A 22,147-nucleotide genomic window follows, 5' to 3' on the forward strand; every position below is an offset into this window, starting at 1 on the left:
CGGGTCACTGCTGCTGCTCCGACTGGCGGTCGCGCCAGTTGCTCTCCACCGGCCATACGGAGACACGCTCGCGGACTGAAATGGAGGGCCGCGGCAGAGTTTCCACCGGCACCTGGGGCGAATCCGCAAGGACCCAGGTGTCCTTGGAACCGCCGCCCTGGCTGGAGTTCACAATCAGCGACCCCTCTTTGAGCGCCACGCGGGTAAGGCCGCCGGGCAGTACCCAGACGTTGTCGCCGTCGTTCACCGCGAAAGGCCGCAGGTCCACGTGGCGGGGTCCGAACTTGTCGCCGCCCAGGGTCGGGACGGTGGAGAGCTGCAGCACCGGCTGGGCAATCCAGCCGCGGGGGTCGGCAATGACCCGCTGGCGGAGGGCGTCGAGTTCATCCTTGGAAGCGTCCGGGCCTATGACCAGGCCCTTGCCGCCCGAGCCGTCCACCGGCTTGACCACAAGCTCTGACAGGTTGTCCAGGGTGTACTCGCGGGCTTCCTTCTCCTCCAGGCGGAAGGTGTCCACGTTCGCGATGATGGGTTCCTCGTTGAGGTAGTAGCGGATGAGGTCCGGGACGTAACTGTAGACCAGTTTGTCATCCGCGACGCCGTTGCCCACCGCGTTGGCGATGGTCACCCCGCCGGCCCGGGCGGCGTTGACGAGCCCGGGGCAGCCGAGCATGGAATCGGCCCGGAACTGCAGCGGGTCCAGGAAGTCGTCGTCGATCCGTTTATAAATGACATCCACGCGCTGCTCCCCGGCGGTGGTGCGCATGTACACGCGGTTTCCGCGGCAGATGAGGTCCCGGCCCTCCACCAGTTCCACACCCATCAGGCCCGCGAGCAGGGTGTGCTCGAAGTAGGCGCTGTTGAACACCCCGGGGGTCAGGACGACGACCGTGGGATCGTCCACACCGGCGGGCGCGGTTTTGCGCAGGGCCGAGAGGAGCCGGCGGGGGTATTCCTCCACCGGGCGGATGAGCTGCTGGCCGAACGCTTCGGGCAGGCCCTTGGCCATGGCGCGCCTGTTCTCCAGGACGTAGCTCACGCCGGAGGGTACGCGGACGTTGTCCTCCAGCACGCGGAAGGTTCCGGCTGCATCACGTACGACGTCGATGCCTGAAACGTGCACGCGGACGCCGCCGGCCGGTTCGAAACCGTGGACCTGGCGGTGGAAGTGTGCGCTGGTGGTCACCAGCTGCCGGGGTATCACGCCGTCGGACACCACGTTCATCTTGTCGTACACGTCGTTGAGGAACGCCTCGAGCGCGTGCACGCGCTGGGCGACGCCGCGTTCCAACACGTCCCATTCGGCAGCGGGAATGACCCTGGGAACGATGTCCAGCGGGAAGGGCCGTTCCTCCCCTGCGAAGTCGAAGGTGACGCCACGGTCCAGGAAGGTACGCGCCATCGAGTCCGCACGGGCGCTGACATCGGCGAGGGAGAGCTTGCGAAGGGCGTCCGCCACCTGCCCATAGGAGCCCCGGGCCTGTTGCCCGGGGGCGAACATCTCGTCGTAGGCTCCGGTCCGGCCGGCGGCCACGGAGTAATCCTGGAATAGGTCTGACATGTCCAATAGCCAACCATCTTTTTGTTTCGAATTCATTACTGCCATCCATTGTGGCGTGTTGGCTGAGGTGGTCTGGTTCGTGCATCCTGCGTCTTTTCCGGCACAGTAGGTGAGTGCCAGTCCGCAGAAGCCTCCCCAGCCCCGGCCCGGGCGTCTCCGGCGGTGCCGACCGGTTGCTTCCCGGCCTTGCCACGGCGGCTGTTGCACTCGCCGCAGCTTTCCTGGTCCACCGGTTCGTTCCCGTACTCCCGGCCATGACCCTGGCCGTGGTCCTGGGTGTCCTGGCGGCCAACCTCCCGGCAACGGGCGTCTGGACTGCCGGAAGGGCCCGACCGGGACTGGACTTCGCCGGAAAGCACCTGATGCGCGGCGGCATCGTCCTGCTGGGCCTGAAAGTGAGCGTCATGGACGTCCTGGGACTGGGCTGGCTGGCGCTGGTGCTGATAGCGGCAGTGGTGGCCGCGGGCTTCGGCGGAACCTACCTCATCTCCCGGCTGTTCCGGCTTCCGCCGGTGACGTCACTCCTGGTGGCCACAGGCTTTTCGATCTGCGGTGCTTCCGCCATCGGTGCCATGGCTGCCGTCCGTCGGATCCGGCACGTGGACACCGTCCTGCCGGTGGCGCTCGTGACGCTCTGCGGCACGCTGGCAATCGGGGTCATGCCGCTCCTGGTCCATCCACTGCAGCTCAGCGCACCGGTTTTCGGCGCCTGGACCGGGGCTTCTGTGCACGACGTGGGCCAGGTCGTGGCCACGGCGCAAACTGCCGGGTCCGCCGCGCTGGGCATCGCCGTCGTCGTCAAGCTCACCCGGGTGCTGCTGCTGGCCCCCGTGGCCGCCATCGCCGGCGCGCACCAGCGCCTCGCTGCCAGACCCGGTCCGGACACGGACGGCGGGGACGTGAAACTGCCGCCGGTGGTGCCCCTGTTTGTCCTCGGCTTCGTGGCCATGGTGGGCCTCCGGTCCACCGGCTGGCTCCCGGCGGGCTGGCTGGAGGCAGGGGCTGGGCTGCAGGACATCCTGCTCGGCGCCGCGCTGTTCGGCCTGGGCTCCGCTGTGCGGATCCGCCTGCTCCTTCACACCGGCGGACGTGCGCTCCTGGCAGCCCTCGCGTCCTGGCTCCTGATTGCCCTGCTGGGGCTCGCGGCTGCCCTGCTGATCGCCGGGTGAACGAAGAACAGCCCCGTGATTAGATAGCTGAGTGTCAAATGAGAATCTGCAGCGCAACGAAGCCGCCGAACGTTCAGCCCTGATCAGCACCACCAGCTACGACGTTTCGCTGGACGTTCGCCAGGCCGCGGACCCGCAGGTGGCCGGTTACCCAAGCCGCAGCATCATCTCGTTCACCGCTTCAGAGCCGGGGGCCTCCACGTTCCTGGATTTCATTGGCGACGTCCACAGCGTGTTTCTTAACGGTGAGGAACTCCGCGTTGAGGATGTGGTGGAAGGTGCCAGGATCAGGCTTGACCACCTGCAGGCCGAGAACCAGGTGACTGTCAGCGCTACCGCGCTGTACAGCCGTTCCGGTGAGGGCATGCACCGGTTCGTGGACCCCGCCGACGGCCAGTGCTACCTCTATACGCAGTACGAGCCCGCCGACGCCCGCCGGGTCTTCGCCAATTTCGAACAGCCCGACCTCAAAGCCACCTTCACGTTCCATGTGACCGCACCCGCCCAGTGGCACGTTGCCTCCAACGGCACGGAGGTCAACCGGACCGCACTTGCCGGGGACCCGGCTGCGGCGTGCTGGGACTTCGCCCCCACCAAACCCTTGTCCACGTACATCACCACCGTGCTGGCCGGGCCCTACTTCAAGGCAGAGGACCGGTGGCAGGCAACGCTCGACGACGGCACGTTCCTGGACGTGCCGCTCGCCCTGTATTGCCGGGCATCCATGGCAGAATCCTTTGACACCCACGAGCTGTTCCAGCTCACCAGGAACGGCCTGGACTTCTTCAACCGGCTCTTCGACTATCCCTACCCCTGGGGCAAGTACGATCAGGCCTTTGTGCCCGAATACAACCTTGGTGCGATGGAGAATCCCGGCCTGGTGACCTTTACCGAGAGCTACGTCTTCACCTCGCGCACCACCGACGCGCAGTACCAGGGCCGGGCCAACACCCTGATGCACGAGATGGCGCACATGTGGTTCGGGGACCTGGTGACCATGCACTGGTGGGATGACCTGTGGCTGAAGGAGTCCTTCGCCGATTACATGGGCACCCTGGGCGTGGACCGCGCCACCGAATGGGACACCGCCTGGGTGAACTTCGCCAATAAGCGCAAGGCCTGGGCCTACGTACAGGACCAGTTGCCCACCACCCATCCGATCGTGGCGGACATTCCGGACCTCGAGGCGGCCAAGCAGAACTTCGACGGCATCACCTACGCCAAGGGCGCCTCAGTGCTCAAGCAGCTCGTGGCATACGTGGGATTCGAGGCGTTCATCGCCGGCTCCCGCGAATACTTCCGGCAGCATGCGTACGGGAACACGTCCCTGTCCGATCTCCTGGCGGCCCTCAGCGCGTCCTCCGGGCGGGACTTGGCGGGGTGGGCGCAGCAGTGGCTTCAGACCTCCGGCATCTCCACCCTGTCGCTGGAGCTCCCTTCCGCGGACGCCACCGGGGATGCGGGCGACGGCGGCCTCCCGGGCACCGTGACCATCGTCCAGGAGGCTGTGGACCCGGTCACCGGACGGGTGGAACTGCGTCCGCACCGGCTGCGCATCGGTTCTTACGGTTTTGACGCCGAAGGCTCCCTGGTGCGGACCGGGAGTATCGAAACCGACGTGGCGGGTGCACGGACAGAGCTCCCCCAGCTCACGGGCCGGCCGCGGCCCGCGCTCCTGCTGGTGAATGACGATGACCTGACCTACGCGAAAGTCCGGCTTGATCCGGCGTCCGAGGCCACGGTCCTGGCCTCCCTTGACCGGATGGTTGACCCGATGGCCCGCGCCTTGTGCTGGACGGCGCTCTGGAACTCGGTACGGGACGGCGAAAGCCCGGCTGCCCGCTACATTGACGCCGTGGCTGGGTTCGCACCTGCTGAAACAGTAATCGGCGTTTTGCTGAACCTCCTGGACAACGCAAGCACCGCCGTCGAACGCTACACACCGGCGGCTGCCCGGAAAGCGGCGCGGACCTCGTTCCTGGCCGCCGCCGCGGCGGAACTGGACCGCGCCACGCCCGGCTCGGACCAGCAGCTGGCGTGGGCCAGGACGCTTGCCACCCTCAGCAGGCACGACGAAGCCATGCTGCCCCGGCTCAAAGGCCTGCTGCACGGCACGGCGCCGGTGGAGGGCCTTGCAGTGGACGCCGAGCTGCGCTGGCACCTCTGGCACGCCCTGGCGGCGAACGGCCAGGCGACCGTGGCGGAACTGGACGCCGAATTGGGCCGCGACACCACCGCCTCCGGCCGCGCCGGGCACGCCACCGCGCTCGCCTCCCGGCCTGATCCGGACGTGAAGGCAGCAGCGTGGCACGCGGCGGTGCAGGGAAACGAACTGTCCAACCAACTGCTGACCGCCACAATCAGCGGTTTCATGACCGCCCCTCCAGTCCTGCTTGAACCGTACGTGGAGCCGTACTTCGAGTGTCTACGAGGGGTTTGGGACGGGAGGAGCATCGAGATCGCAAGCCGGATTGTGCGGGGCCTGTACCCACTGGCACAGGACCTCACGGAGGGAGCTGAACCTGCAGGTCATCCGGTTATCCTGCGGACGGATCAGTGGCTGGCCGGGAACACGGATGCTCCCCGCGCCCTGCGCCGGATCATCATCGAGCAGCGCAGCCACCTGCTGCGTGCTCTGACAGCCCAGGCCGCAGTAGTCAAAACCCCCTCGGCTGCTCCGTAACGGCGGCGCCTGTCGGGCCAACCGTCGTCAGGGTCAGGGGACCCGGTGGAGCCACTCCCGGGTGCCGAACTTCGTGCCCACGCGCTCGCTGGCAGCGGCGAGTTCAGTTTCAGTGAGTTCGGAGACTGCAGCGCCGTACCGCTCGCTGAAGACCTCCATCATGGCCGCAATGATCTCGGTCCGCGCCAGGCCCGTCTGGCGGCGCAGCGGGTCCACCCGCTTCTTCGCGCTGCGGGTGCCCTTGTCCGAGAGTTTCTCTTTGCCGATCCGCAACACCTCCACCATCTTGTCCGCGTCAATGTCGTAGCTCATGGTGACGTGGTGCAGCATGCCGCCGTTGGCAAGGCGCTTCTGCGCAGCACCGCCGATCTTGCCCTGGTCAGTCGCGATGTCATTAAGCGGCACGTAGAACGCGGTGATGCCCAGCTTTTCCAGGGCGGCCATGACCCACGCGTCCAGGAAGGGGTAGGAGTCGGCGAAGCTGAGCCCGTCCACCAGTGTCTGCGGCAGGTACAGGGAGTACGTGATGCAGTTGCCCGCCTCCATGAACATCGCTCCCCCGCCGCTGATGCGCCGGACCACGATGATGCCGTGCCTGGCCACGCCCTCGGGGTCCACCTCGTTGCGGTAGGACTGGAAGCTGCCGATCACCGTGGACGGCTCCTGCCAGTCCCAGAACCGAAGGGTGGGGTTGCGGCGGCCGGCGCCTACTTCCTCGGTGAGGACCTCGTCGAGGGCGACATTGATTTCGGTAGGAAGGACCGTGGGCGGAATCAGATCCCAGTGGTGGTCAGCCCAGGACGTCGCCTTCGCCAAGGCGCGCCTGACGGCGATGGCCACGGCGTCGGCAGAGAAGCCGAACAGGGCGGCTCCCTCCGGCAGCGAAGCCGTGACCTCCGCGGAAAGCTCGGACGCCGTCGTCGTGTCCGGCAGGCCGGTCAGCCCGCGGTTGATGTCCAGGAGCGCCTCGTCGGGCTCCAGGAAGAAGTCCCCGCTGACGGAGACATCGGCGAGCCGGCCGTCCACAACGTCGAGGTCCACCACCACGAGTTTGCCGCCCGGCACTTTGTACTCGCCATGCCGGCGGGAGGCGGAATCAGCAGCTGGAACGGGCGTAGCAATCATGTGTTCCATCCTGCCCCAGAAAGGGCCGGGGCCCGAAAACAGGCCTGTCGTTAACGCGGAAAGCCCGCACCGTTTCCGGTGCGGGCTTTCACTTGAAGTTTGGAAGACAGAAAATTACTTCTTGCCGCCGAAGCCCTTGAAGCGAGCGTTGAAGCGCTCGACGCGGCCTGCGGAGTCCATGATGCGCTGCTTGCCCGTGTAGAACGGGTGGGACTCAGAGGAGATTTCGACGTCGATAACCGGGTAGGTGTTTCCGTCTTCCCACTCGATGGTCTTCTTGGAAGACACGGTGGACTTGGTCAGGAACTTCGTGCCGGAGGCCAGGTCGTTGAAAACAACAGCTTCGTACTTCGGGTGGATTTCAGACTTCATAATGGGACCTTTGTTCGCACAACTGGATTTTGCCAGCTGCCAGGTATGAATGGGATGGCCGCATGTGCCCGGAGGACGCAGGACAGCCAGCTATCAATAATAGCTGAAACCCGGGGTCTCCGCGAACCACCTGAACGGCTTAGTCGCGGTGCCGCAGCTCCCAGAAAGCAACGGCCGAGGCTGCGGCAACATTCAGCGAATCCACGCCGTTGCGCATGGGAATCTTGACGGCGAGGTCGACGGCGGCGAGCGTTCCGGCGCTCATGCCGGCGCCTTCGGTGCCGAGCACCAGGGCGAGGCGTCCGGGGTTCTGCGCCGCGACCTTGTCCACGTCCTGTGCATCATCCGTCAGTTCCAGGGCAGCAACGGTGAATCCCTGCTCCTTGAGCGTATGGAGGTCTTCCGGCCAACTGGTCAGCCGGGCCCACGGAACCTGGAAGACGGTGCCCATGCTGACGCGGACGCTCCGGCGGTACAGGGGGTCACCACAGCGGGGCGAGACCAGGACGGCATCGATGTCCAGGGCGGCGGCGGACCGGAAGATGGCACCGACGTTGGTGTGGTCCACGATGTCCTCCAGCACCGCCACCCTGCGGGCGCCGGCCAGGAGCTCCGGCAGCGGTACCGGCACGGGGCGCTGCATGGCCGCCATGGCGCCGCGGTGAAGGTGGAAGCCGGTGATTTCCTCCAGCAGGGCGGCGCTGCCGATGAAGGCCGGAACCTGCGGGTAGGCACTGAGGACGTCCTGCAGGTCACCAAGCCACTTTTCCGCGAGGAAGAAGGAGCGGGGCTGATGCCCGGCCGCCAAGGCGCGGCGCAGCACTCGGGAGGACTCGGCGATGTACATGCCTTCAGCCGGTTCGCGGAGCTTCCGCAGGTGCACGTCCGTGAGCTGGGTATAGTCGGAAACCCGGGGGTCCGCGGCCGATTCGAGATAGTGAATTGTCACCGGGTGATTATTTCAGCAGATTCGCGATCATGAATCCCAGCGCCACGAGGCCCAGGATGAAGATCACGGCGCGCAGCACCTTCGGGGACAGCCGCCGGCCCACTTTGGAGCCCAGGATGCCGCCGATGCTCGAGCTGACGGCGATGAGCAGCACCACCAGCCAGTTGATGCGGTCGAACGCGAAGAGCAGGTAGGAGACAGCCGCCACCAGGTTAACGCCCAGCACCAGGATGTTCTTCATGGCGTTGGCGTTCTGGATGGTGCCGGTGAGGAAGACGCCCAGGATGCCCACCAGCAGGATCCCCTGTGCCGCGACAAAGTACCCGCCGTATACGCCGGCCAGGTAGACCAGCACCACCAGGAGGACACCGTGCCGTTTATCCCGCACGGCATGCTCAGGGTTTTCCTCCCGGTTGCGGACCCAGGCCTGCATGCGGGGCTGGAACACCACCATCAGGAGAGCCAGCACCAGAAGGACGGGCGCAACGTAGTGGAAGACCTTTTCGGGCAGGTGCAGGAGCAGCCAGGCGCCGGAGATCCCGCCCAGGAGCGAGGCGGGGAGCAGCCGCATCAGCTGCCGGCCGCGGCCCTTCAGTTCGCGCCGGTAGCCGAAGGCGCCGGCTGCGGTACCGAAGACGAGCCCCATGGCGTTGCTCATGGAGGCCACCACCGGGGTGACGCCCAGGGCGATGAGCACAGGGAACGTTACCAGTGTCCCGGAGCCAACGACGGCGTTGATGGTGCCGGCCCAGAGGCCGGCGATGGACACAAAGATGCTGCTGAGAAGGTCCAAGGTGCTGCGCTGCCGCTTAGCGGCTGGCGACGGCGGTGTACCGGCCCTCGTTGACGGACACGTCCAGGGCGAGACCGAAGGTCGCACTCAGGTGCTCGGCGGTCAGCACTTCCGTGATGGGGCCTGCGGCGACCACGCCACCGTCGCGCAGCAGCATGGCATGGGTGAACCCGGGCGGGACTTCCTCGAGGTGGTGGGTGACCAGGACCATGGCCGGTGCGGTCTCGTCGCGTGCAAGTTCGCCGAGCTTGTGGACCAGCTCTTCGCGGCCGCCGAGGTCCAGGCCGGCTGCGGGTTCATCCAGCAGCAGCAGCTCGGGGTCGGTCATGAGGGCCCGGGCAATCTGAACCCGCTTGCGCTCCCCTTCGGACAAGGTGGCGAAGGTCCTGTTCAGGAGCGGGCCCATCCCCCAGTCGTTGAGCAGGCGGAAAGCGCGGCGCTCGTCGTCGCGTTCGTATCCTTCACGCCAGCGGCCGGTGATGCCGTAGGCGGCGGTGACCACGACGTTGAGGACGTTTTCGTGTTCCGGGATCTGGGTGGCGAGGGCCGCGGAGGAGAGACCGATGCGGGGGCGGAGTTCGAAAACGTCCACGTGCCCGAGGATTTCGTCGAGGATGCCGGCCTTGCCGCTGCTGGGGTGCATCCGGGCGGCTGCGATCTGGAGAAGAGTGGTTTTGCCTGCGCCGTTGGGACCCAGGATTACCCAGCGTTCGCCTTCATTGACTTCCCAGTCCACCTTGTCCAGAAGGGTCTTTTTACCTCGGACAACGCTGACGGAAGCCAATTCCAGAACATCACTCATAGGAGTAGACACTAGGACAAAAAAGAGGCTGACTGATAACTGGCGAACGGCCGCAGAATCGCGCTATCAGCCAAAGCAATCCGGCCGGTGCTGAAGCATGCGCAATGAATTCAATGGGCGCCGCGCCCGCTGACTAAGATTGCAGGCATGACTTCGAACGTGACTGCCGTCAGCTATGGCCTGAGTGTGACCCCGACTGCGCTGGAGCAGCTGCGTTCCGTCCTCACCGCGCACGGCGTCGCCGTCTTGTCCGAAAACCAACATGGCGACGCACGGTACCAGGTCCACGTGGCTGAGCTTCAGCTTCCAGATGCAACCGAGGCAGGTCTCGCCCCGCTCCGCCGCGCCGTCGCGCAGGCGTCCATCAGCGGCCTGGACACTGCGCTCGTTCCCGCCGGCCTCCGCTCGGCCGGCCGCAAGCTCCTGATCATGGACGTGGATTCCACCCTGATCCAGCAGGAGGTCATCGAACTCCTTGCCGCGTATGCGGGGAGACGGGAAGAGGTGGCCGCCGTTACCGAAGCTGCCATGCGCGGGGAATTGGACTTCACCCAAAGTCTTCACGCCCGGGTGCAAGTACTCGCCGGGCTGCCGGCCGACGTCGTCCATTCCGTCCGTGAAGAGGTGAAACTCAGCGAGGGTGCCGCTGAGCTCGTGGCAGCTTTCAAGGCTGCCGGCCACGTGGTGGCGGTGGTGTCCGGCGGGTTCAACCAGATCCTGGAGCCGATTGCCGGCGAGCTGGGACTGGACTACTGGCAGGCAAATGAGCTGGAAATTGTCGGCGGCGTCCTGACCGGTAAGGTGCTCGGCGCAGTGGTAGACCGCGCCGCAAAGGAAAAGTACCTGCGCGAATGGGCCGCTGCCGAAGGCATCGCCCTGGAACACACGCTCGCGGTGGGCGACGGCGCCAACGACCTGGACATGCTCGGCGCGGCGGGGATAGGCGTCGCGTTTAATGCCAAGCCGGCGGTGCGGGCCGTTGCCGACGCCGCCGTCAACATGCCGTACCTCGACGCTGTCCGCCACGTCGCAGACGTCTAACGCCCCTTTCCGGTTAAGCGGAAAATGACACGTCGCGGCAGCGTCCGTCAGGAACATTGCCGCGACATGTCATTTCGATAGGAAGGCGGAGCCTAACTGGCCGGCTGGTCCGCGCCCTCGCCGAAGTAGTCTGCGCCGCCGGCGTATTCTGTGTGGCCGGACTCGACGTCGGCGGTGACCATGCCGGCCACCACCTCCGCGAACTCTTCGACCGAGTACAGCTTGCCTGCTTCAGCGCGGCGCGCTTCGATGGCTCCGGGGGTGGAGCGGTCCAGCAGGGTTGCAGTGACGGTGCCCTCGATCATGTCGCCGGAGACCACCACCAGGGTGACGCCCTTCTCAGCAAGGCTGGGGATAAGCTCGCGCAGCGCATCCTCCCCGGCACGCTTGCTGCGGGCCACGGGCTCGTAAGCCTCCATGGTGGGTACAGTGTTGATGAAGTGGGCCTGGTGGCTGGTAACGAAAACCACGCGGGAGCCTTCCTTCATCAGGGGCACGGCCGCGTTGAGCATGTTGACCTGGGCGTCGCGGTTCAGTTTGAGCGCGTAGTCCTCGCCCATGCCGGTTTCCATTCCACCGGAGGCGTTCAGCACCAGGATGTCCAGCGTTCCAAAGTTTTCCATGGCGGCGGAGGCAAGCGCCTGGACGCCTTCCTGCGTGGTGAGGTCCGCGCCCACGGCGACGGCGCGGCCACCGGCAGCTTCAATACCCTGCACCACCTTGTTGGCCCGCGGAGCCTTCTGGCGGTAGTTCACCACGACGGCGGCACCCTGGCCGGCGAGGATCTTGGCTACCTCAGCGCCAATGCCGCGCGATGATCCGGTGACGACGGCGGTTTTGTTGTCCAGCAGTCCCATACGAGTTCCCTTTGTTCAAAACGTCTAAATTCCTGATGGTCTGGAGTCCATCATGCCAGCGGGCAACGCGGATTCCCTTGTCCGGGTTCCACAAAGAAGCACCGGGCGCCTAGTGTGCGGGACGTCAGTGGCCCATGCCCAGTCCGCCGTCAACTGGGATTACGGCGCCTGAGATGTAGGCTGCTTCCTCGCTGGAGATCCAGCGCACCACGTTGGCAACCTCCGTTGCCTCGGCAAAACGCCCTGCCGGAATGCTGGACAGGTAGTCCTTCTGCGTGGCTTCGGGCAGCTCAGCGGTCATATCCGTGTTGATGAACCCGGGGGCCACCACGTTCGCGGTGATGCCACGGGAACCCAGCTCGCGGGTCAGCGAACGCGCGATGCCCACGAGGCCGGCCTTGGAAGCGGAGTAGTTGATCTGGCCGGGAGCGCCGTACAGGCCGGACACGGACGAAATCAAGACCACGCGGCCCTTGCGGAGGCGGATCATGCCTTTGGAGGCGCGCTTGATGACGCGGAACGCGCCGGTGAGGTTGGTGTCGATGACCGAGGTGAAATCGTCTTCGCTCATGCGCAGCAGCAGGGTGTCCTTGGTGATGCCGGCGTTGGCCACCAGGACTTCCACGGGCCCGTGCGCAGCCTCGACTTCCTTGAAGGCTGCGTCCACCGAGGCTTCGTCTGTGACGTCGGCCTTGACGCCCAGAATCCCCTCCGGCAGCTTCGACTCGCTGCGGTACGTCACGGCCACTTTGTCCCCGTTGGCCAGGAACGCTTCGGCAATGGCCAGGCCGATGCCGCGGTTGCCGCCGGTGATGAGGACGCTGCGGGGGGAGGTGGCTGCTTCAGTCATGTATAAGCTCCAGGTTTCTGCGGCGTGCTGCGCCGCGGTGGAAGGGGTGATTTGGCTGCCTTCGATCTTAGCCTTCGGCCAGGGTGTGGTTTGGGTGCCACTGCTGTTGGTGAGAGAATTAATGCCAAGCCTTTGGAGCGTGATATTCGCCGTGACCCTTGAAAACCATGCGGGACAAACCGTGCCCGGAGAACCGGAGAAGTTTTCCGGTGACGCGGAGGTCCACAGCATCACGGATGCCGGTGCGGCCCATTCTGCGGAGATGCGCCAGCGCATGATCAAGTACGCGCTGGCCATGGGAATTCGCATGGTGTGCCTTGTCATGATCTTTGTTGTGGACGGCTGGTTTAAAATCATCGCGGTGGCCGGGGCAGTGTTCCTGCCGTGGATTGCGGTTGTTATAGCCAACGGTGATGACAAAGCCGAGGCCCACAGTGATTTGCTGTTGGATTCAGCGCCATTGGCAGAGATCGAAAGCCCGCCCGCCCCGTTCGACAACGGTGAGCCCGGCAGCGAGGTCCTGCAGGGTGAGCTGATAACCGACGACGACGACGAAGAAACATCCGGACAGGAGCGGAGGGCATCATGAGTATTTTTGACTTCGCTGCAGAATCAGGTCCCACAGCAATGGAAACCGCCGTCTGCTCCCGGAAAGCATGCCGTTCCCAGGCCTCCTGGCAACTTTTATGGAACAACCCCAAGATCCACTCCCCCGAGCGCCGCAAGATTTGGCTGGCCTGCGGAGAGCACCGGGAGTGGCTGGAGGACTACCTGCAGACCCGGGGGCTGTGGAAGGAAACGGTCATTTTCGAGGCTGTTTCCCCTCTCGACTCCCTGGAGCAGGACAACTGAATGTACCGCTTCCTGTTCTCCAGCAAGTGGCTGGGTTATCTTTTGCTGGCCGCCATCTTCGCCTCCGCCTGCGTCTTCCTGGGCCGCTGGCAGATGGACCGCCGGGCAGAGACCCTGGCCGAGATCAACCGTGTTGTCACCAACTACTCGGCAACGCCCATTTCCTTTGCTGATGCCCGTGAACAGTTCAACCGGCTGGACCCCGCGATGGAGTGGACCCAGGTGGAGCTGAAAGGCTCGTACCTCGCCGACGAGCAGCGCGTGGTGCGGAACCGCCCGCTGAATGGGCAGCCGGGATACGAAGTTGTGGTCCCGTTCCGCCTCGCCACGGGAGAAACAGTTGTGATTGACCGGGGGTGGCTTCCCATCGGCAACAGGAATCCCGGCAGCCCTGACTCGGTGCCTGAACCTCCGGCAGGCGAGGTCACCGCCGTCGTCCGCTTGAAGCATCCTGAGCCTGAACTGCAGCGGGGTGCGCCGGAGGGCCAGCTGGCCTCCATCGACCTCGCCGCCTACTCCGCGCAGCTCGGGTATCCCCTGCTCACCGGGGCGTACGGCCAGCTCGCTTCCGAGACGCCCCCCGCTGCGGAAATGCCCCTTCCGTTCCCGAAGCCGTCGACCGAGGAGGGCACGCACCTGTCCTACTCGCTCCAATGGTTTGCGTTTGGCGTGCTGATGTTTGTGGGTTTCGGCTACGCTGCCCGCCAGCAGGCCCGCAACGCCGCAATTGATGCAGAGGACGACGACGAGTCATCAGGGGGTGCACTCCACTCGGCGGCCGCGTCAGCCCGCCGTCGTCAGCCTGCCCCGCGGAAGCGGAAGAAGGCGACGGCGGAAGAAGAGGAAGACGCCCTGCTGGACGCGCAGGGGTACTGAGCTATCCGGGCCTAAGCCAGGGTTATCAGGTCCAGGTAGTCTTCGTTCCAGTGGTCCTCGATGCCGTCAGGCAGCAGGACAACGCGCTCGGGATTGAGCGCTTCAACCGCTCCCTCGTCATGGCTGACCAGGACGACGGCGCCGCTGTAGTTCCTCAGGGCGCCCAGGATTTCGGCGCGGCTGGCGGGGTCGAGGTTGTTGGTCGGCTCGTCCAGGAGCAGGACGTTGGCGCTGGAAGCGACGATGGTGGCCAGGGCGAGGCGGGTCTTCTCACCGCCGGACAGGACGCCGGCGGGCTTGTCGACGTCGTCGCCCGAGAACAGGAAGGAGCCCAGGATGCCGCGCACCTCTGCGTCCTTCATGTCGGGAGCGGCGGAACGCATGTTCTCCAGGACGGTACGGTTCACGTCCAGCGTCTCGTGTTCCTGGGCGTAGTAGCCCACCTTCAGGCCGTGCCCGGCAATCACGTCACCGGTGTCAGGCTGGTCCACGCCCGCCAGCATCCGCAAAAGGGTGGTCTTGCCGGCGCCGTTGAGGCCAAGGATGACCACCTTGGATCCGCGGTCGATGGCGAGGTCCACATCCGTAAAGATTTCCAGCGAACCATAGGACTTGCTAAGGCCCTCAGCCGTGAGCGGAGTCCGGCCGCAGGGCGAGGGATCCGGGAAGCGCAGTGCTGCCACGCGGTCCTGCTCGCGGACGGCCTCCAGGCCACTGAGCAGGCGCTCCGCGCGCTTGGCCATGTTTTGCGCCGCGACGGCCTTGGTAGCCTTGGCGCGCATCTTGTTGGCCTGGTCAAACAGGACCTGGGCTTTCTTCTCAGCGTTGGCCCGCTCACGCTTGCGGGCGCGTTCGTCCGTTTCGCGCTGCGTGAGGTAACGCTTCCAGTCCATGTTGTAGAAGTCGATCTGCGCGCGGTTGGCATCCAGCAGGAAAACCTTGTTGACGGTGGCTTCGAGCAGCTCGGTGTCGTGGCTGATCACGATCAGCCCGCCCTGGTGGTTTTTCAGGAAGTCCCGGAGCCAGGCGATGGAATCGGCATCGAGGTGGTTGGTGGGCTCGTCAAGGAGCATGGTCTCGGCGTCCGAGTAGAGGATCCGGGCCAGCTCCACACGGCGCCGCTGGCCACCGGAGAGGGTTTTCAGAGGCTGGTTCAGCAGGCGGTCAGGCAGAGCCAGGTTGGAGCAGATGGCCGCGGCTTCGGCTTCGGCGGCGTACCCGCCGGCTGCCAGGAACTCGGACTCGAGCCGGTCATACCGGTTCATCGCCTTGCGCTGGACCGCGGCGTCCTCGCTGGCCATCTCTTCGTGCGCCAGGCGGAGCTTGCCGACGGCGATGTCCAGGCCGCGCACGGACAGGATGCGGTCGCGTGCGAGCTGCTCCATGTCCGGGGTGCGGGGATCCTGGGGCAGGTAGCCGATCTCGCCGGTGCGCGTGACTTTGCCGGCGGCAGGCAGCCCCTCCCCCGCCAAGACCCGTGTCAGCGTCGTCTTCCCGGCACCATTGCGGCCCACCAGGCCGATCTTGTCTCCCTTGTCAATGCGGAAGCTCACCTGGTCCATCAGGAGCCGGGCGCCGGCGCGCAGTTCAAGATCCTGGACAGTAATCACAGCAGGTAAAGCCTTTCACAGCAGGGATAAGCCGCAGCCCAGAGCGTCTGTGGTGGGCATGGGCGGCAATGGCCGGAGAACGGCCTACTCAAGTCTACCGCCCGCGCCTTCCCCGCAGTACCGGGTACTGCCGGAAGTGCTCTGTCCCGGGTTAGCCAGACGATCAGCGCCAGCCCTGCGATGCGGGAACGCATAACTGGAATACGCTGGCCCAATGGCTGTCTACTTCGAATGCATCACGCGGAGCACGCTGGGCCGGCGGGAATTGTTTGATCTTGCGCGGAGCATCGACGTACACAAGGAATCGATGGCCAGGTCCCGCGAGAAGGCCGTTGCCGGCGTGACAACCGGCCACATCGGCATGGGCGAGGAAGTGACGTGGCGGGGGTGGCACTTCGGCCTTCCGCTCCGGATGACGACCCGGATCACGGAGTTCAATCCCCCCGATTACTTTGCTGATGAGCAGATCAAGGGTCCCTTCCGGCGCTTTCGGCACGAGCACGAGTTCACTGATGACGCCGCCAGGTCAGCGGGAACAGCTAGAGCTAGTCATTAACGCATCCACTTCCAAGACAAAGCGGCCGGCACCTCCTGGCAATCGTGCGCCATAGGGGATGAAGACGGAGAAGCATTACTGCAGTAGTTGGGCTTCGGTTTTGGCATCATCCGCATTTCACCAGGAGCAATGTGCTCCGAGACATATTCGTACCCATCCCGGCGTTGGTCTGCCTCGAAGTACCTGTGACCCCTTTCCCTTGGGGCGCCAACATCACACGCGCGTGTACGAGGAGATTTTTCGAATGAACAAGACACTCCGCTTCATGGCAGTACCTACCCTTGCTTTGGGCGCACTTGCCCTCTCCGGCACCGCAGCCGTTGCCCATGACGGGGCTGATCATTACCAGTCGACCCTGTCCCAGCTCAACGGCAGCGCCGGCTCAGGCACCATCACTGTTGACGTCACGGGAAACCAGGCCCACGTGGTCCTGAACGTTTCGGGTATGCCCGCGACTTTCATGGACGCCCCATACCCGCACGTCCAGCACATCCACGGCGGAGCCCAGGGCGTCTGCCCTGCCCCCGCGGCTGATAAGGATGGTGACCAGGTCATCTCCACCACAGAAGGCGCAGCGTCCTACGGCGGCATCGTTACCACCCTCTCCACCAGCGGGGACACCAGCCCCGCAGCAGGCCTTGACCTCAAAGTCGCCGGCCAGGGCGCTGCCTACACCGTTGACCGCACGTTCGAACTGAACCCCGAGACCAAGGCAGCCCTAGAAGCCGGCACCGCCGTCGTCGTTGTTCACGGTCTTGACCCCGCCACCCTCAGCCCGGCCGGCGCGGCAGCCAAGTCCGACCTTGTCCCCGAACTTCCCCTGGCAGCGACCTCCCCCGCCCTGTGCGGGACGTTAACCGCCGGACAGATGAAGATGCCTGCAGGCGGAGCAGCAACCGGCATAGCCACCGAAACCGGTACCGACACCGGCGCCCTCGCTATCGGTTCCGGCCTGGCCCTCATGGCCATCGCCGGTGGAGCCTACGTTGTTCGCCGCCGGACCGCCGGCGCAGCAGCCTAACGAGCTGATCGGATCACTACAGTGACAAAGTTGAAGCCCGGCCGCCGTGGAGGTCTAGGGGCCTCCGCGGCGGGCGGGGTTCTGCTCGCCCTGACCCTCGCCGGTTGCGCGGGCGGACCCATTGACGCCCCCGGCGCCGGCCCGGCCCCTGCAACCTCCGCCTCATCCCCCGCGGCGCCCATTACTCCTGCCGTTCCGTCCACAACTGCGACAACCCCGGCACCTGCTGGCCCCGTGGCGGCCCCGCCCGCACGGCAACTTCCCCCGGTCCTGGCCGCTTCGGCCCCGGTCACCCTGACCATCCCATCCATCGGGGTCCGATCAGACCTTCTCCACTTGGGCCTGGAGGACAACGGCTCCCTGGAAGTACCAGAAGATACCGGGAGCGGAACACCTGCCAGCTGGTACGACGGCTCCCCCACTCCCGGGGAACGCGGCCCTTCAGTCATCCTGGGCCACGTCAACGCCCTGGGCGGGAACAAAGGCGTCTTCGCCGACCTGAGAAAACTCACCCCCGGCGCTGAAATTAACGTCTCCCGGGCCGACGGCAGCACCGCAGTGTTCACCGTGGACCGCGGAGCCCTCTACCCCAAGAACCAGTTCCCCACCCTCGAGGTCTATGGCAACACCGACGCCGCCGAGCTCCGGCTCATCACCTGCGACGGCTACGATGCCGCCACCGGCGAGTTTGATGACAACTACGTCATATACGCCACCCTCAAAGCCTGACCACGCACCGCGCACCGGCATCGCCCGTGACGGCAAGGACGGAAAGAGCATGAAACAGCACACACCTTTACTGGCCCTGCTTGCCCTGGCTGGCCTGCTGCTCTCCGGTTGCGCAACAGCAACAGCAACCGGATCCGCTACTGCGCCGTCTGCTGTCTCTGCAGCGTCGGATACTTCACCCGAGGCCGGACCCACCGGCAGTAACGGCGGCGGGCACCATGGGGACGGGCACCACGGGGACGGGTCCTCGTCACCTCGCGCGAGTAAGGCTGACGGGCCCAGTGATGCGGCCCTCATGGTCTGCGGGGACCAGCCAAAGGATCGCCTCACGTCCATCCTTGACCTGGACACCGAGCCACACACTATCAACGACTGGGCCGACAGCACCTTCACCTGCACCTACCACCTGGCCGAAGGGGACCTGGTCATCTCGGTCAGGGAAGCAAAAGACCGGGCCACTGCCCTGAAATACTTTGATGCGATGGAGGCCCTGGCGAAAGACGCGACCCCCATCGAAGGCCTCGCAAACCTGGGATTCCCCGCCTACGAAGCCGCGGCTGGGTCAGCAGCTTTTCAAAAGGACAGCTTCGTACTCCAGGTAGACGCCACCGACCTTCCCTCGACCCTGGGCCCGGACAGCATTACCCGGAATGCGCTGGCTTACCAGCTCTCCACCACCATCCTCGCCTGCTGGATCGAACACCCCTAACCCCGCCTCAGGAACGCTCACCAGTCGCCTACAACCATCGCATTGAAGGATCCTTTCCTGAATCCACATCTCTAGCTGCAGTCTGCCTGCCGGCGCGGCCGCCACTAGGACGTCCTTCTCCTGCGGCGGCCGATGGCACCCAGGGCGTTGTTGCAGGGATCAGGCCAGCACCCACCATGGACCAATCACCTCAAGCTGTAACTCGCTTAGGCCGGTATTTCAGCGCGACAGCCCCTGACCGTAACTCATAGCGGTCCACGAACTCGAGCTGGATTGGATCGCGCAGACCGGCGAGCAACGTCGGCCCACCTCCGGCAAGGACCGGTTGCACAAGGAACTTGTACTCGTCGATCAATCCAAGATCTGCCAACCCCAGAGGGAGCATCACACCACCCACCCACAGGCCCTCTCCTGACTCCTGCTTGAGCCGCTGAACCGCATGCCTCACGTCATTTCGCACCAACTCCGCATTCCAATCAACCCCGCTCAGCGTGCTCGACACGACGTACTTTTTCGCCCGGTCTATGGTCTCGGCGAACGGGATCTGCCACTCCTCCATCCAGTCAGGCCAGGTGCCGATGGCAGGCTTTCGCCACGCCGACTCCATCATTTCGTAGGTCACTCGGCCGAATAACAAGGCATCGGCTCGCTCCACCTCAGCAGTCCAGAAGCGCATCGACTCTTCGTCCGGGGGAAGTCCTGCCTCGTGATGACAGCAGCCGTCAAGCGTGACGTTGATCGAGTATCGAAGTGGTCTCATACCGCTGCTCTCCCTCTACGTGCGTCCAGTGTTTACCAGGCTGTACTTACTGCCGGCGCCGTTTTTTATTGAAGCCCCGATCGCACCTACTCCAACACCGTCGTGGTTTGTGCCGGATTCCGGTTACGACCATGGGGCCGTTGCCGCGAGTAGGTTCAGCACGAAACGCACCATATCGAGTCGGCCCGCTATGAGGGACCGGACCTCAACTGTGTCCTCGTCCGTTAACCGGTCACTCACGACAGCAGTGAGACCGGAGAAAACGGCGATTGATACAGCCAGACCCCGGCGGACCTGGTTCCGCGGGACAGTGGTCCCCGCTTCGGCCAAGCCGTCGCAGTAAGCGCCGACACAAAGCGGTTCGAGGTGTTCCAACGCAGCCCCTGGCATTGTTCCCTCGTTGACCCGACCGGCGAGCAACTGTGCCAGGTCATACCCTGCACAGACCTGCCCGAACATCCCCCAGTCGACTACAACAAATCTCGTAGAACCTGTGAGGGGGTCCTTCCCCTCGATCAAGAGGTTCTGCGGACACGCATCGCCGTGCGCCGGCAACACCGGCAAATTCATCATTTCCTCCACCAGTGAACCGGATTGATCCACGAAGGAGCGCAGCTCCGAGATAAGGACAGTATCCGAATGGGCCGCTACAGCAGGATGAGCCCATAGCTGGTCGCCTTTGATGGCCGGTATCAACACGGCTTCCCCCACTCCAGCCAGGAAGTACTTCAACCGGTCCGGGCGCCTGATGTTTTCAATTACCTCGGTGCAATGCCTGACTGCGTCACTCCCCGCCAGGAAGCCAAGCATCTGGGCTGCGTCTATGAATTGCTTATCTGACCATTCGGCTTGAGCACTCCAGGCAACATCCTCCATCCAGACAGCTGCCCGATCCGTCCCCAGTTCCACGACGCCAAAGGTGTCGGGCAGGCGGCTGTTCAGCGGCATCGCTACGGACAACTCTGAGGCGTAAACCTCAGCCTCCGTCCGCCACGGATAATTCGCCACCAAGCCCGGCCGGAACTCCACCGGTACCCGATCAATACCGGACCACAACAATGGCGATTGCAGGAGCTTGACCACAACACTGAACTTCAGGGTCGATGAGGGAGAACCTGTTGGACGGGCCAAACCATAGACTTGCCACAATCCGCCGGTGGTCATGTTCAGAACAGGAGGACCAATGCTGGATACGCCAACAGAAAGAACTTCCACGCCGGGTTCGTTCAATGCCAAAGCAGCGACGCGGCTTAAAAACCCAGCGTCAGGGGCAGCTGGCCCCAAAGTCTCGAGCTCCGGCCACTGTTTAGGTTGCATGACTACGCTCCCAAGAGCCTCTCCACCCGGATGTAATTAGACATCAGGCAGCCCTGCCGGACAATAAGCACAGCGTTCTTAAGCGCCCAGCACAAAGGGGTCTGAGCGGTCAGCGAGACTTACCTAAGCCTGTTCCTGTCCACGGCAGTGCGTCCTGGCCCCCGGCGGGTGTTGCCGGTGGGACACTGCGGAGAGTGCGCTTTGGTACCTTGCGCTTGTTCTTCTTATTGCCTGCCTTTGGCTGGGCGTGATTCACATAGTGCACGGTCGGACGAGGGACCACCGGCCTGGAGCTGTCGGCCGCGAAAACAGCGAACCGCTATGGCGAACCTTCGTTGAGCAACCTCAGGCCAGCAGTTCGCTGTCTCAGTGAAGTATCTTTGAAGCCCTGTCTGTGAATCGCAACGGTAAGTGGCACTACTTTCGCAACGTTGTGTGTCACTCCTCGCGCCATGAGCCGATCCCTTAGGGTGTAAATTCAGCCGAGAGGCCCCGGAACGCTGTTAGTCGTAAATGACAGCTTGGCCGCGGCGTTTCAGGTCGGCGAGGCCGTCGCGCATGGCCTGCAGCTGAGCGGGTGAGTGTCCAATCCAATCCTCCAGTTCACCGACGACCTCCACGGGCTCTCGGGTGCGGTAAGACCGTGTCGGATTACCGGGGAACCTCTTATCCGTCACGTTGGGGTCGTCTTCAAGGGTGCCCGTCGGTTTGACGATGTAGATACGTCCACGGCCTTCCCCTGCGGCCAGTTCAGCCCCCCACGCTGCGGCATCCAAGGTTGCCGTCACGTAGACGTGGTTCGATGTCCTTCCTTCTTCATAGTTCGAGCCGCGGCCAGGTATCAACAGGTCCCCCACGGCCAGATCCGCTTTCGTTCCATGAAACAGGGCACCCGACTCGTGGACTTCGAATGGTTTGGGCTCGTGCGTCATACATACCCCTACAAGTTGGATTCGAAATCCTAGACCCGGCCGACTCCTTGCACCAACAACGCTCGTGCGGTGACATAAACGCCTGTAAGCCGGTCCCCAACGTGCGATCAGGCGGCGCTGGTGGGCAGCTCTTCGACGGCCCGATGCCCGCCCTGACACGTTTCGATGCTCCGGTCGGTGAGCAATGCCCGAATCTTTCCGTAGTCAAACACTCCCCGACCCCAGTCCACTTCTAGGGCGTGAAGGGCCTGGCGATTCCGGCGCTCGGCATCGCACTCAGGAACGGTAACTTCATTGGGCTCGTGCCCCAGCAGGAACAAGTCCGGCCGGGCCCCAGGTGCGTTAGCGTTCATCTGTTCACTCATAGTAACTCCCCAATGCCGTTCCAATCCGGAAGCGTCAGCGCAGCCACCCGGGGCAAGAGTGTCGCAGCAACCGGACAGCCTGGTCAAGGGCTCGAGCCAACTATGTCGCAACTCAGAGGATCCTTTGGTGAAATACAAGACGACCGGGCAACACGTGATAGTTCGGCCCGTAGTCGGCTGGGTGATCGCATAGCGGGGCTGATCCAGACTTTGTCGTC

At 64.4% G+C, this 22,147-nt stretch carries 23 protein-coding genes; 10 read left to right on the top strand and 13 right to left on the bottom strand.

The window, feature by feature from the left end; translation table 11 throughout:
* Positions 1–4: 4 nt before the first annotated feature.
* Positions 5–1,561, bottom strand: coding sequence for a circularly permuted type 2 ATP-grasp protein (locus AC5RVN_RS04875; protein ID WP_494039668.1), 1,557 nt, complete (start codon positions 1,559–1,561; stop codon positions 5–7).
* A 113-nt stretch (positions 1,562–1,674) separates the two neighbouring features.
* Here AC5RVN_RS04875 and AC5RVN_RS04880 point away from each other — a divergent pair, with 113 nt between their 5' ends.
* On the top strand, positions 1,675–2,730 hold the full coding sequence (locus tag AC5RVN_RS04880) for a YeiH family protein (RefSeq protein ID WP_494137232.1): 1,056 nt from the start codon (positions 1,675–1,677) through the stop codon (positions 2,728–2,730).
* A 31-nt stretch (positions 2,731–2,761) separates the two neighbouring features.
* The gene (pepN, locus tag AC5RVN_RS04885; RefSeq protein WP_494137233.1) at positions 2,762–5,413 is read left to right on the top strand and encodes an aminopeptidase N; all 2,652 of its coding nucleotides are present in this window, start codon (positions 2,762–2,764) and stop codon (positions 5,411–5,413) included.
* A 33-nt stretch (positions 5,414–5,446) separates the two neighbouring features.
* On the opposite strand, the gene lplAB is transcribed toward pepN, so the two are convergent.
* The 5 genes from lplAB to AC5RVN_RS04910 form a co-directional block, all read right to left on the bottom strand.
* Entirely contained in the window at positions 5,447–6,538 is a 1,092-nt protein-coding gene (gene lplAB, locus AC5RVN_RS04890) for a lipoate-protein ligase LplAB (protein WP_494137234.1), read from the bottom strand.
* Between the two features lie 114 nt (positions 6,539–6,652).
* The gene (locus AC5RVN_RS04895; RefSeq protein WP_387552515.1) at positions 6,653–6,910 is read right to left on the bottom strand and encodes a type B 50S ribosomal protein L31; all 258 of its coding nucleotides are present in this window, start codon (positions 6,908–6,910) and stop codon (positions 6,653–6,655) included.
* A gap of 139 nt (positions 6,911–7,049) precedes the next feature.
* On the bottom strand, positions 7,050–7,859 hold the full coding sequence (locus AC5RVN_RS04900; RefSeq protein ID WP_494039664.1) for a TrmH family RNA methyltransferase: 810 nt from the start codon (positions 7,857–7,859) through the stop codon (positions 7,050–7,052).
* A 7-nt stretch (positions 7,860–7,866) separates the two neighbouring features.
* Positions 7,867–8,652, bottom strand: coding sequence for a sulfite exporter TauE/SafE family protein (locus AC5RVN_RS04905; protein ID WP_494039663.1), 786 nt, complete (start codon positions 8,650–8,652; stop codon positions 7,867–7,869).
* Between the two features lie 16 nt (positions 8,653–8,668).
* On the bottom strand, positions 8,669–9,454 hold the full coding sequence (locus tag AC5RVN_RS04910; RefSeq protein ID WP_494137235.1) for an ABC transporter ATP-binding protein: 786 nt from the start codon (positions 9,452–9,454) through the stop codon (positions 8,669–8,671).
* Positions 9,455–9,601: 147 nt separating this feature from the next.
* On the opposite strand from AC5RVN_RS04910, the gene serB reads away from it, so the two are divergent.
* Positions 9,602–10,495 (top strand): phosphoserine phosphatase SerB, encoded by an 894-nt coding sequence (gene serB / locus AC5RVN_RS04915; protein WP_494137236.1) that lies wholly within the window; start codon positions 9,602–9,604, stop codon positions 10,493–10,495.
* A gap of 92 nt (positions 10,496–10,587) precedes the next feature.
* Here the strand turns inward: serB and AC5RVN_RS04920 are convergent, their stop codons facing one another.
* The gene (locus AC5RVN_RS04920) at positions 10,588–11,352 is read right to left on the bottom strand and encodes an SDR family oxidoreductase (RefSeq protein ID WP_494137237.1); all 765 of its coding nucleotides are present in this window, start codon (positions 11,350–11,352) and stop codon (positions 10,588–10,590) included.
* A gap of 124 nt (positions 11,353–11,476) precedes the next feature.
* Positions 11,477–12,202 (bottom strand): beta-ketoacyl-ACP reductase, encoded by a 726-nt coding sequence (locus tag AC5RVN_RS04925; protein ID WP_494104782.1) that lies wholly within the window; start codon positions 12,200–12,202, stop codon positions 11,477–11,479.
* A gap of 151 nt (positions 12,203–12,353) precedes the next feature.
* Here AC5RVN_RS04925 and AC5RVN_RS04930 point away from each other — a divergent pair, with 151 nt between their 5' ends.
* The 3 genes from AC5RVN_RS04930 to AC5RVN_RS04940 are packed head-to-tail and all read left to right on the top strand — an operon-like array spanning position 12,354 to position 13,930.
* Entirely contained in the window at positions 12,354–12,791 is a 438-nt protein-coding gene (locus AC5RVN_RS04930) for a DUF3099 domain-containing protein (protein WP_494137426.1), read from the top strand.
* Entirely contained in the window at positions 12,788–13,054 is a 267-nt protein-coding gene (locus AC5RVN_RS04935) for a hypothetical protein (RefSeq protein ID WP_494039658.1), read from the top strand. Before AC5RVN_RS04930 ends, AC5RVN_RS04935 begins: the two co-directional genes overlap by 4 nt.
* A complete protein-coding gene (locus AC5RVN_RS04940) occupies positions 13,055–13,930 on the top strand; it encodes an SURF1 family cytochrome oxidase biogenesis protein (protein WP_494137238.1) in 876 nt (291 codons plus the stop codon).
* 11 nt (positions 13,931–13,941) lie between these two features.
* On the opposite strand, the gene AC5RVN_RS04945 is transcribed toward AC5RVN_RS04940, so the two are convergent.
* Positions 13,942–15,540, bottom strand: a complete 1,599-nt coding sequence (locus tag AC5RVN_RS04945) for an ABC-F family ATP-binding cassette domain-containing protein (protein ID WP_494039656.1) — start codon at positions 15,538–15,540, stop codon at positions 13,942–13,944.
* Positions 15,541–15,754: 214 nt separating this feature from the next.
* On the opposite strand from AC5RVN_RS04945, the gene AC5RVN_RS04950 reads away from it, so the two are divergent.
* From AC5RVN_RS04950 to AC5RVN_RS04965, 4 genes are all read left to right on the top strand, one after another.
* Positions 15,755–16,096 (top strand): SRPBCC family protein, encoded by a 342-nt coding sequence (locus tag AC5RVN_RS04950; protein WP_494039655.1) that lies wholly within the window; start codon positions 15,755–15,757, stop codon positions 16,094–16,096.
* 244 nt (positions 16,097–16,340) lie between these two features.
* The gene (locus tag AC5RVN_RS04955) at positions 16,341–17,117 is read left to right on the top strand and encodes a hypothetical protein (protein ID WP_494137239.1); all 777 of its coding nucleotides are present in this window, start codon (positions 16,341–16,343) and stop codon (positions 17,115–17,117) included.
* A 21-nt stretch (positions 17,118–17,138) separates the two neighbouring features.
* Complete coding sequence (locus AC5RVN_RS04960) at positions 17,139–17,846, top strand: class F sortase (protein ID WP_494039653.1); 708 nt, start codon at positions 17,139–17,141, stop codon at positions 17,844–17,846.
* 49 nt (positions 17,847–17,895) lie between these two features.
* Positions 17,896–18,555 carry a hypothetical protein gene (locus tag AC5RVN_RS04965; protein WP_494137240.1) on the top strand — a complete coding sequence of 220 codons (660 nt, stop codon included), beginning with the start codon at positions 17,896–17,898 and terminating at the stop codon, positions 18,553–18,555.
* A 190-nt stretch (positions 18,556–18,745) separates the two neighbouring features.
* On the opposite strand, the gene AC5RVN_RS04970 is transcribed toward AC5RVN_RS04965, so the two are convergent.
* The 4 genes from AC5RVN_RS04970 to AC5RVN_RS04985 form a co-directional block, all read right to left on the bottom strand.
* On the bottom strand, positions 18,746–19,315 hold the full coding sequence (locus AC5RVN_RS04970) for a dihydrofolate reductase family protein (protein WP_494137241.1): 570 nt from the start codon (positions 19,313–19,315) through the stop codon (positions 18,746–18,748).
* A gap of 123 nt (positions 19,316–19,438) precedes the next feature.
* Positions 19,439–20,632 (bottom strand): phosphotransferase, encoded by a 1,194-nt coding sequence (locus AC5RVN_RS04975; protein ID WP_494137242.1) that lies wholly within the window; start codon positions 20,630–20,632, stop codon positions 19,439–19,441.
* A gap of 503 nt (positions 20,633–21,135) precedes the next feature.
* Complete coding sequence (arr, locus tag AC5RVN_RS04980; RefSeq protein WP_494039649.1) at positions 21,136–21,564, bottom strand: NAD(+)--rifampin ADP-ribosyltransferase; 429 nt, start codon at positions 21,562–21,564, stop codon at positions 21,136–21,138.
* Positions 21,565–21,671: 107 nt separating this feature from the next.
* Entirely contained in the window at positions 21,672–21,929 is a 258-nt protein-coding gene (locus AC5RVN_RS04985; RefSeq protein WP_494137243.1) for a hypothetical protein, read from the bottom strand.
* Between the last annotated feature and the right edge of the window lie 218 nt (positions 21,930–22,147).

This window comes from Arthrobacter sp. sptzw32 (genome assembly GCF_059089735.1).

What these genes read in the sequence shown, in the direction of transcription:
- AC5RVN_RS04875 (WP_494039668.1), bottom strand. Translation starts at nt 1,561, where the DNA reads ATGTCAGACCTATTCCAGGATTACTCCGTGGCCGCCGGCCGGACCGGA.
- lplAB (WP_494137234.1), bottom strand. Translation starts at nt 6,538, where the DNA reads ATGATTGCTACGCCCGTTCCAGCTGCTGATTCCGCCTCCCGCCGGCAT.
- AC5RVN_RS04895 (WP_387552515.1), bottom strand. Translation starts at nt 6,910, where the DNA reads ATGAAGTCTGAAATCCACCCGAAGTACGAAGCTGTTGTTTTCAACGAC.
- AC5RVN_RS04910 (WP_494137235.1), bottom strand. Translation starts at nt 9,454, where the DNA reads ATGAGTGATGTTCTGGAATTGGCTTCCGTCAGCGTTGTCCGAGGTAAA.
- serB (WP_494137236.1), top strand. Translation starts at nt 9,602, where the DNA reads ATGACTTCGAACGTGACTGCCGTCAGCTATGGCCTGAGTGTGACCCCG.
- AC5RVN_RS04920 (WP_494137237.1), bottom strand. Translation starts at nt 11,352, where the DNA reads ATGGGACTGCTGGACAACAAAACCGCCGTCGTCACCGGATCATCGCGC.
- AC5RVN_RS04925 (WP_494104782.1), bottom strand. Translation starts at nt 12,202, where the DNA reads ATGACTGAAGCAGCCACCTCCCCCCGCAGCGTCCTCATCACCGGCGGC.
- AC5RVN_RS04935 (WP_494039658.1), top strand. Translation starts at nt 12,788, where the DNA reads ATGAGTATTTTTGACTTCGCTGCAGAATCAGGTCCCACAGCAATGGAA.
- AC5RVN_RS04940 (WP_494137238.1), top strand. Translation starts at nt 13,055, where the DNA reads ATGTACCGCTTCCTGTTCTCCAGCAAGTGGCTGGGTTATCTTTTGCTG.
- AC5RVN_RS04950 (WP_494039655.1), top strand. Translation starts at nt 15,755, where the DNA reads ATGGCTGTCTACTTCGAATGCATCACGCGGAGCACGCTGGGCCGGCGG.
- AC5RVN_RS04955 (WP_494137239.1), top strand. Translation starts at nt 16,341, where the DNA reads ATGAACAAGACACTCCGCTTCATGGCAGTACCTACCCTTGCTTTGGGC.
- AC5RVN_RS04965 (WP_494137240.1), top strand. Translation starts at nt 17,896, where the DNA reads ATGAAACAGCACACACCTTTACTGGCCCTGCTTGCCCTGGCTGGCCTG.
- AC5RVN_RS04970 (WP_494137241.1), bottom strand. Translation starts at nt 19,315, where the DNA reads ATGAGACCACTTCGATACTCGATCAACGTCACGCTTGACGGCTGCTGT.
- AC5RVN_RS04975 (WP_494137242.1), bottom strand. Translation starts at nt 20,632, where the DNA reads ATGCAACCTAAACAGTGGCCGGAGCTCGAGACTTTGGGGCCAGCTGCC.
- arr (WP_494039649.1), bottom strand. Translation starts at nt 21,564, where the DNA reads ATGACGCACGAGCCCAAACCATTCGAAGTCCACGAGTCGGGTGCCCTG.
- AC5RVN_RS04985 (WP_494137243.1), bottom strand. Translation starts at nt 21,929, where the DNA reads ATGAGTGAACAGATGAACGCTAACGCACCTGGGGCCCGGCCGGACTTG.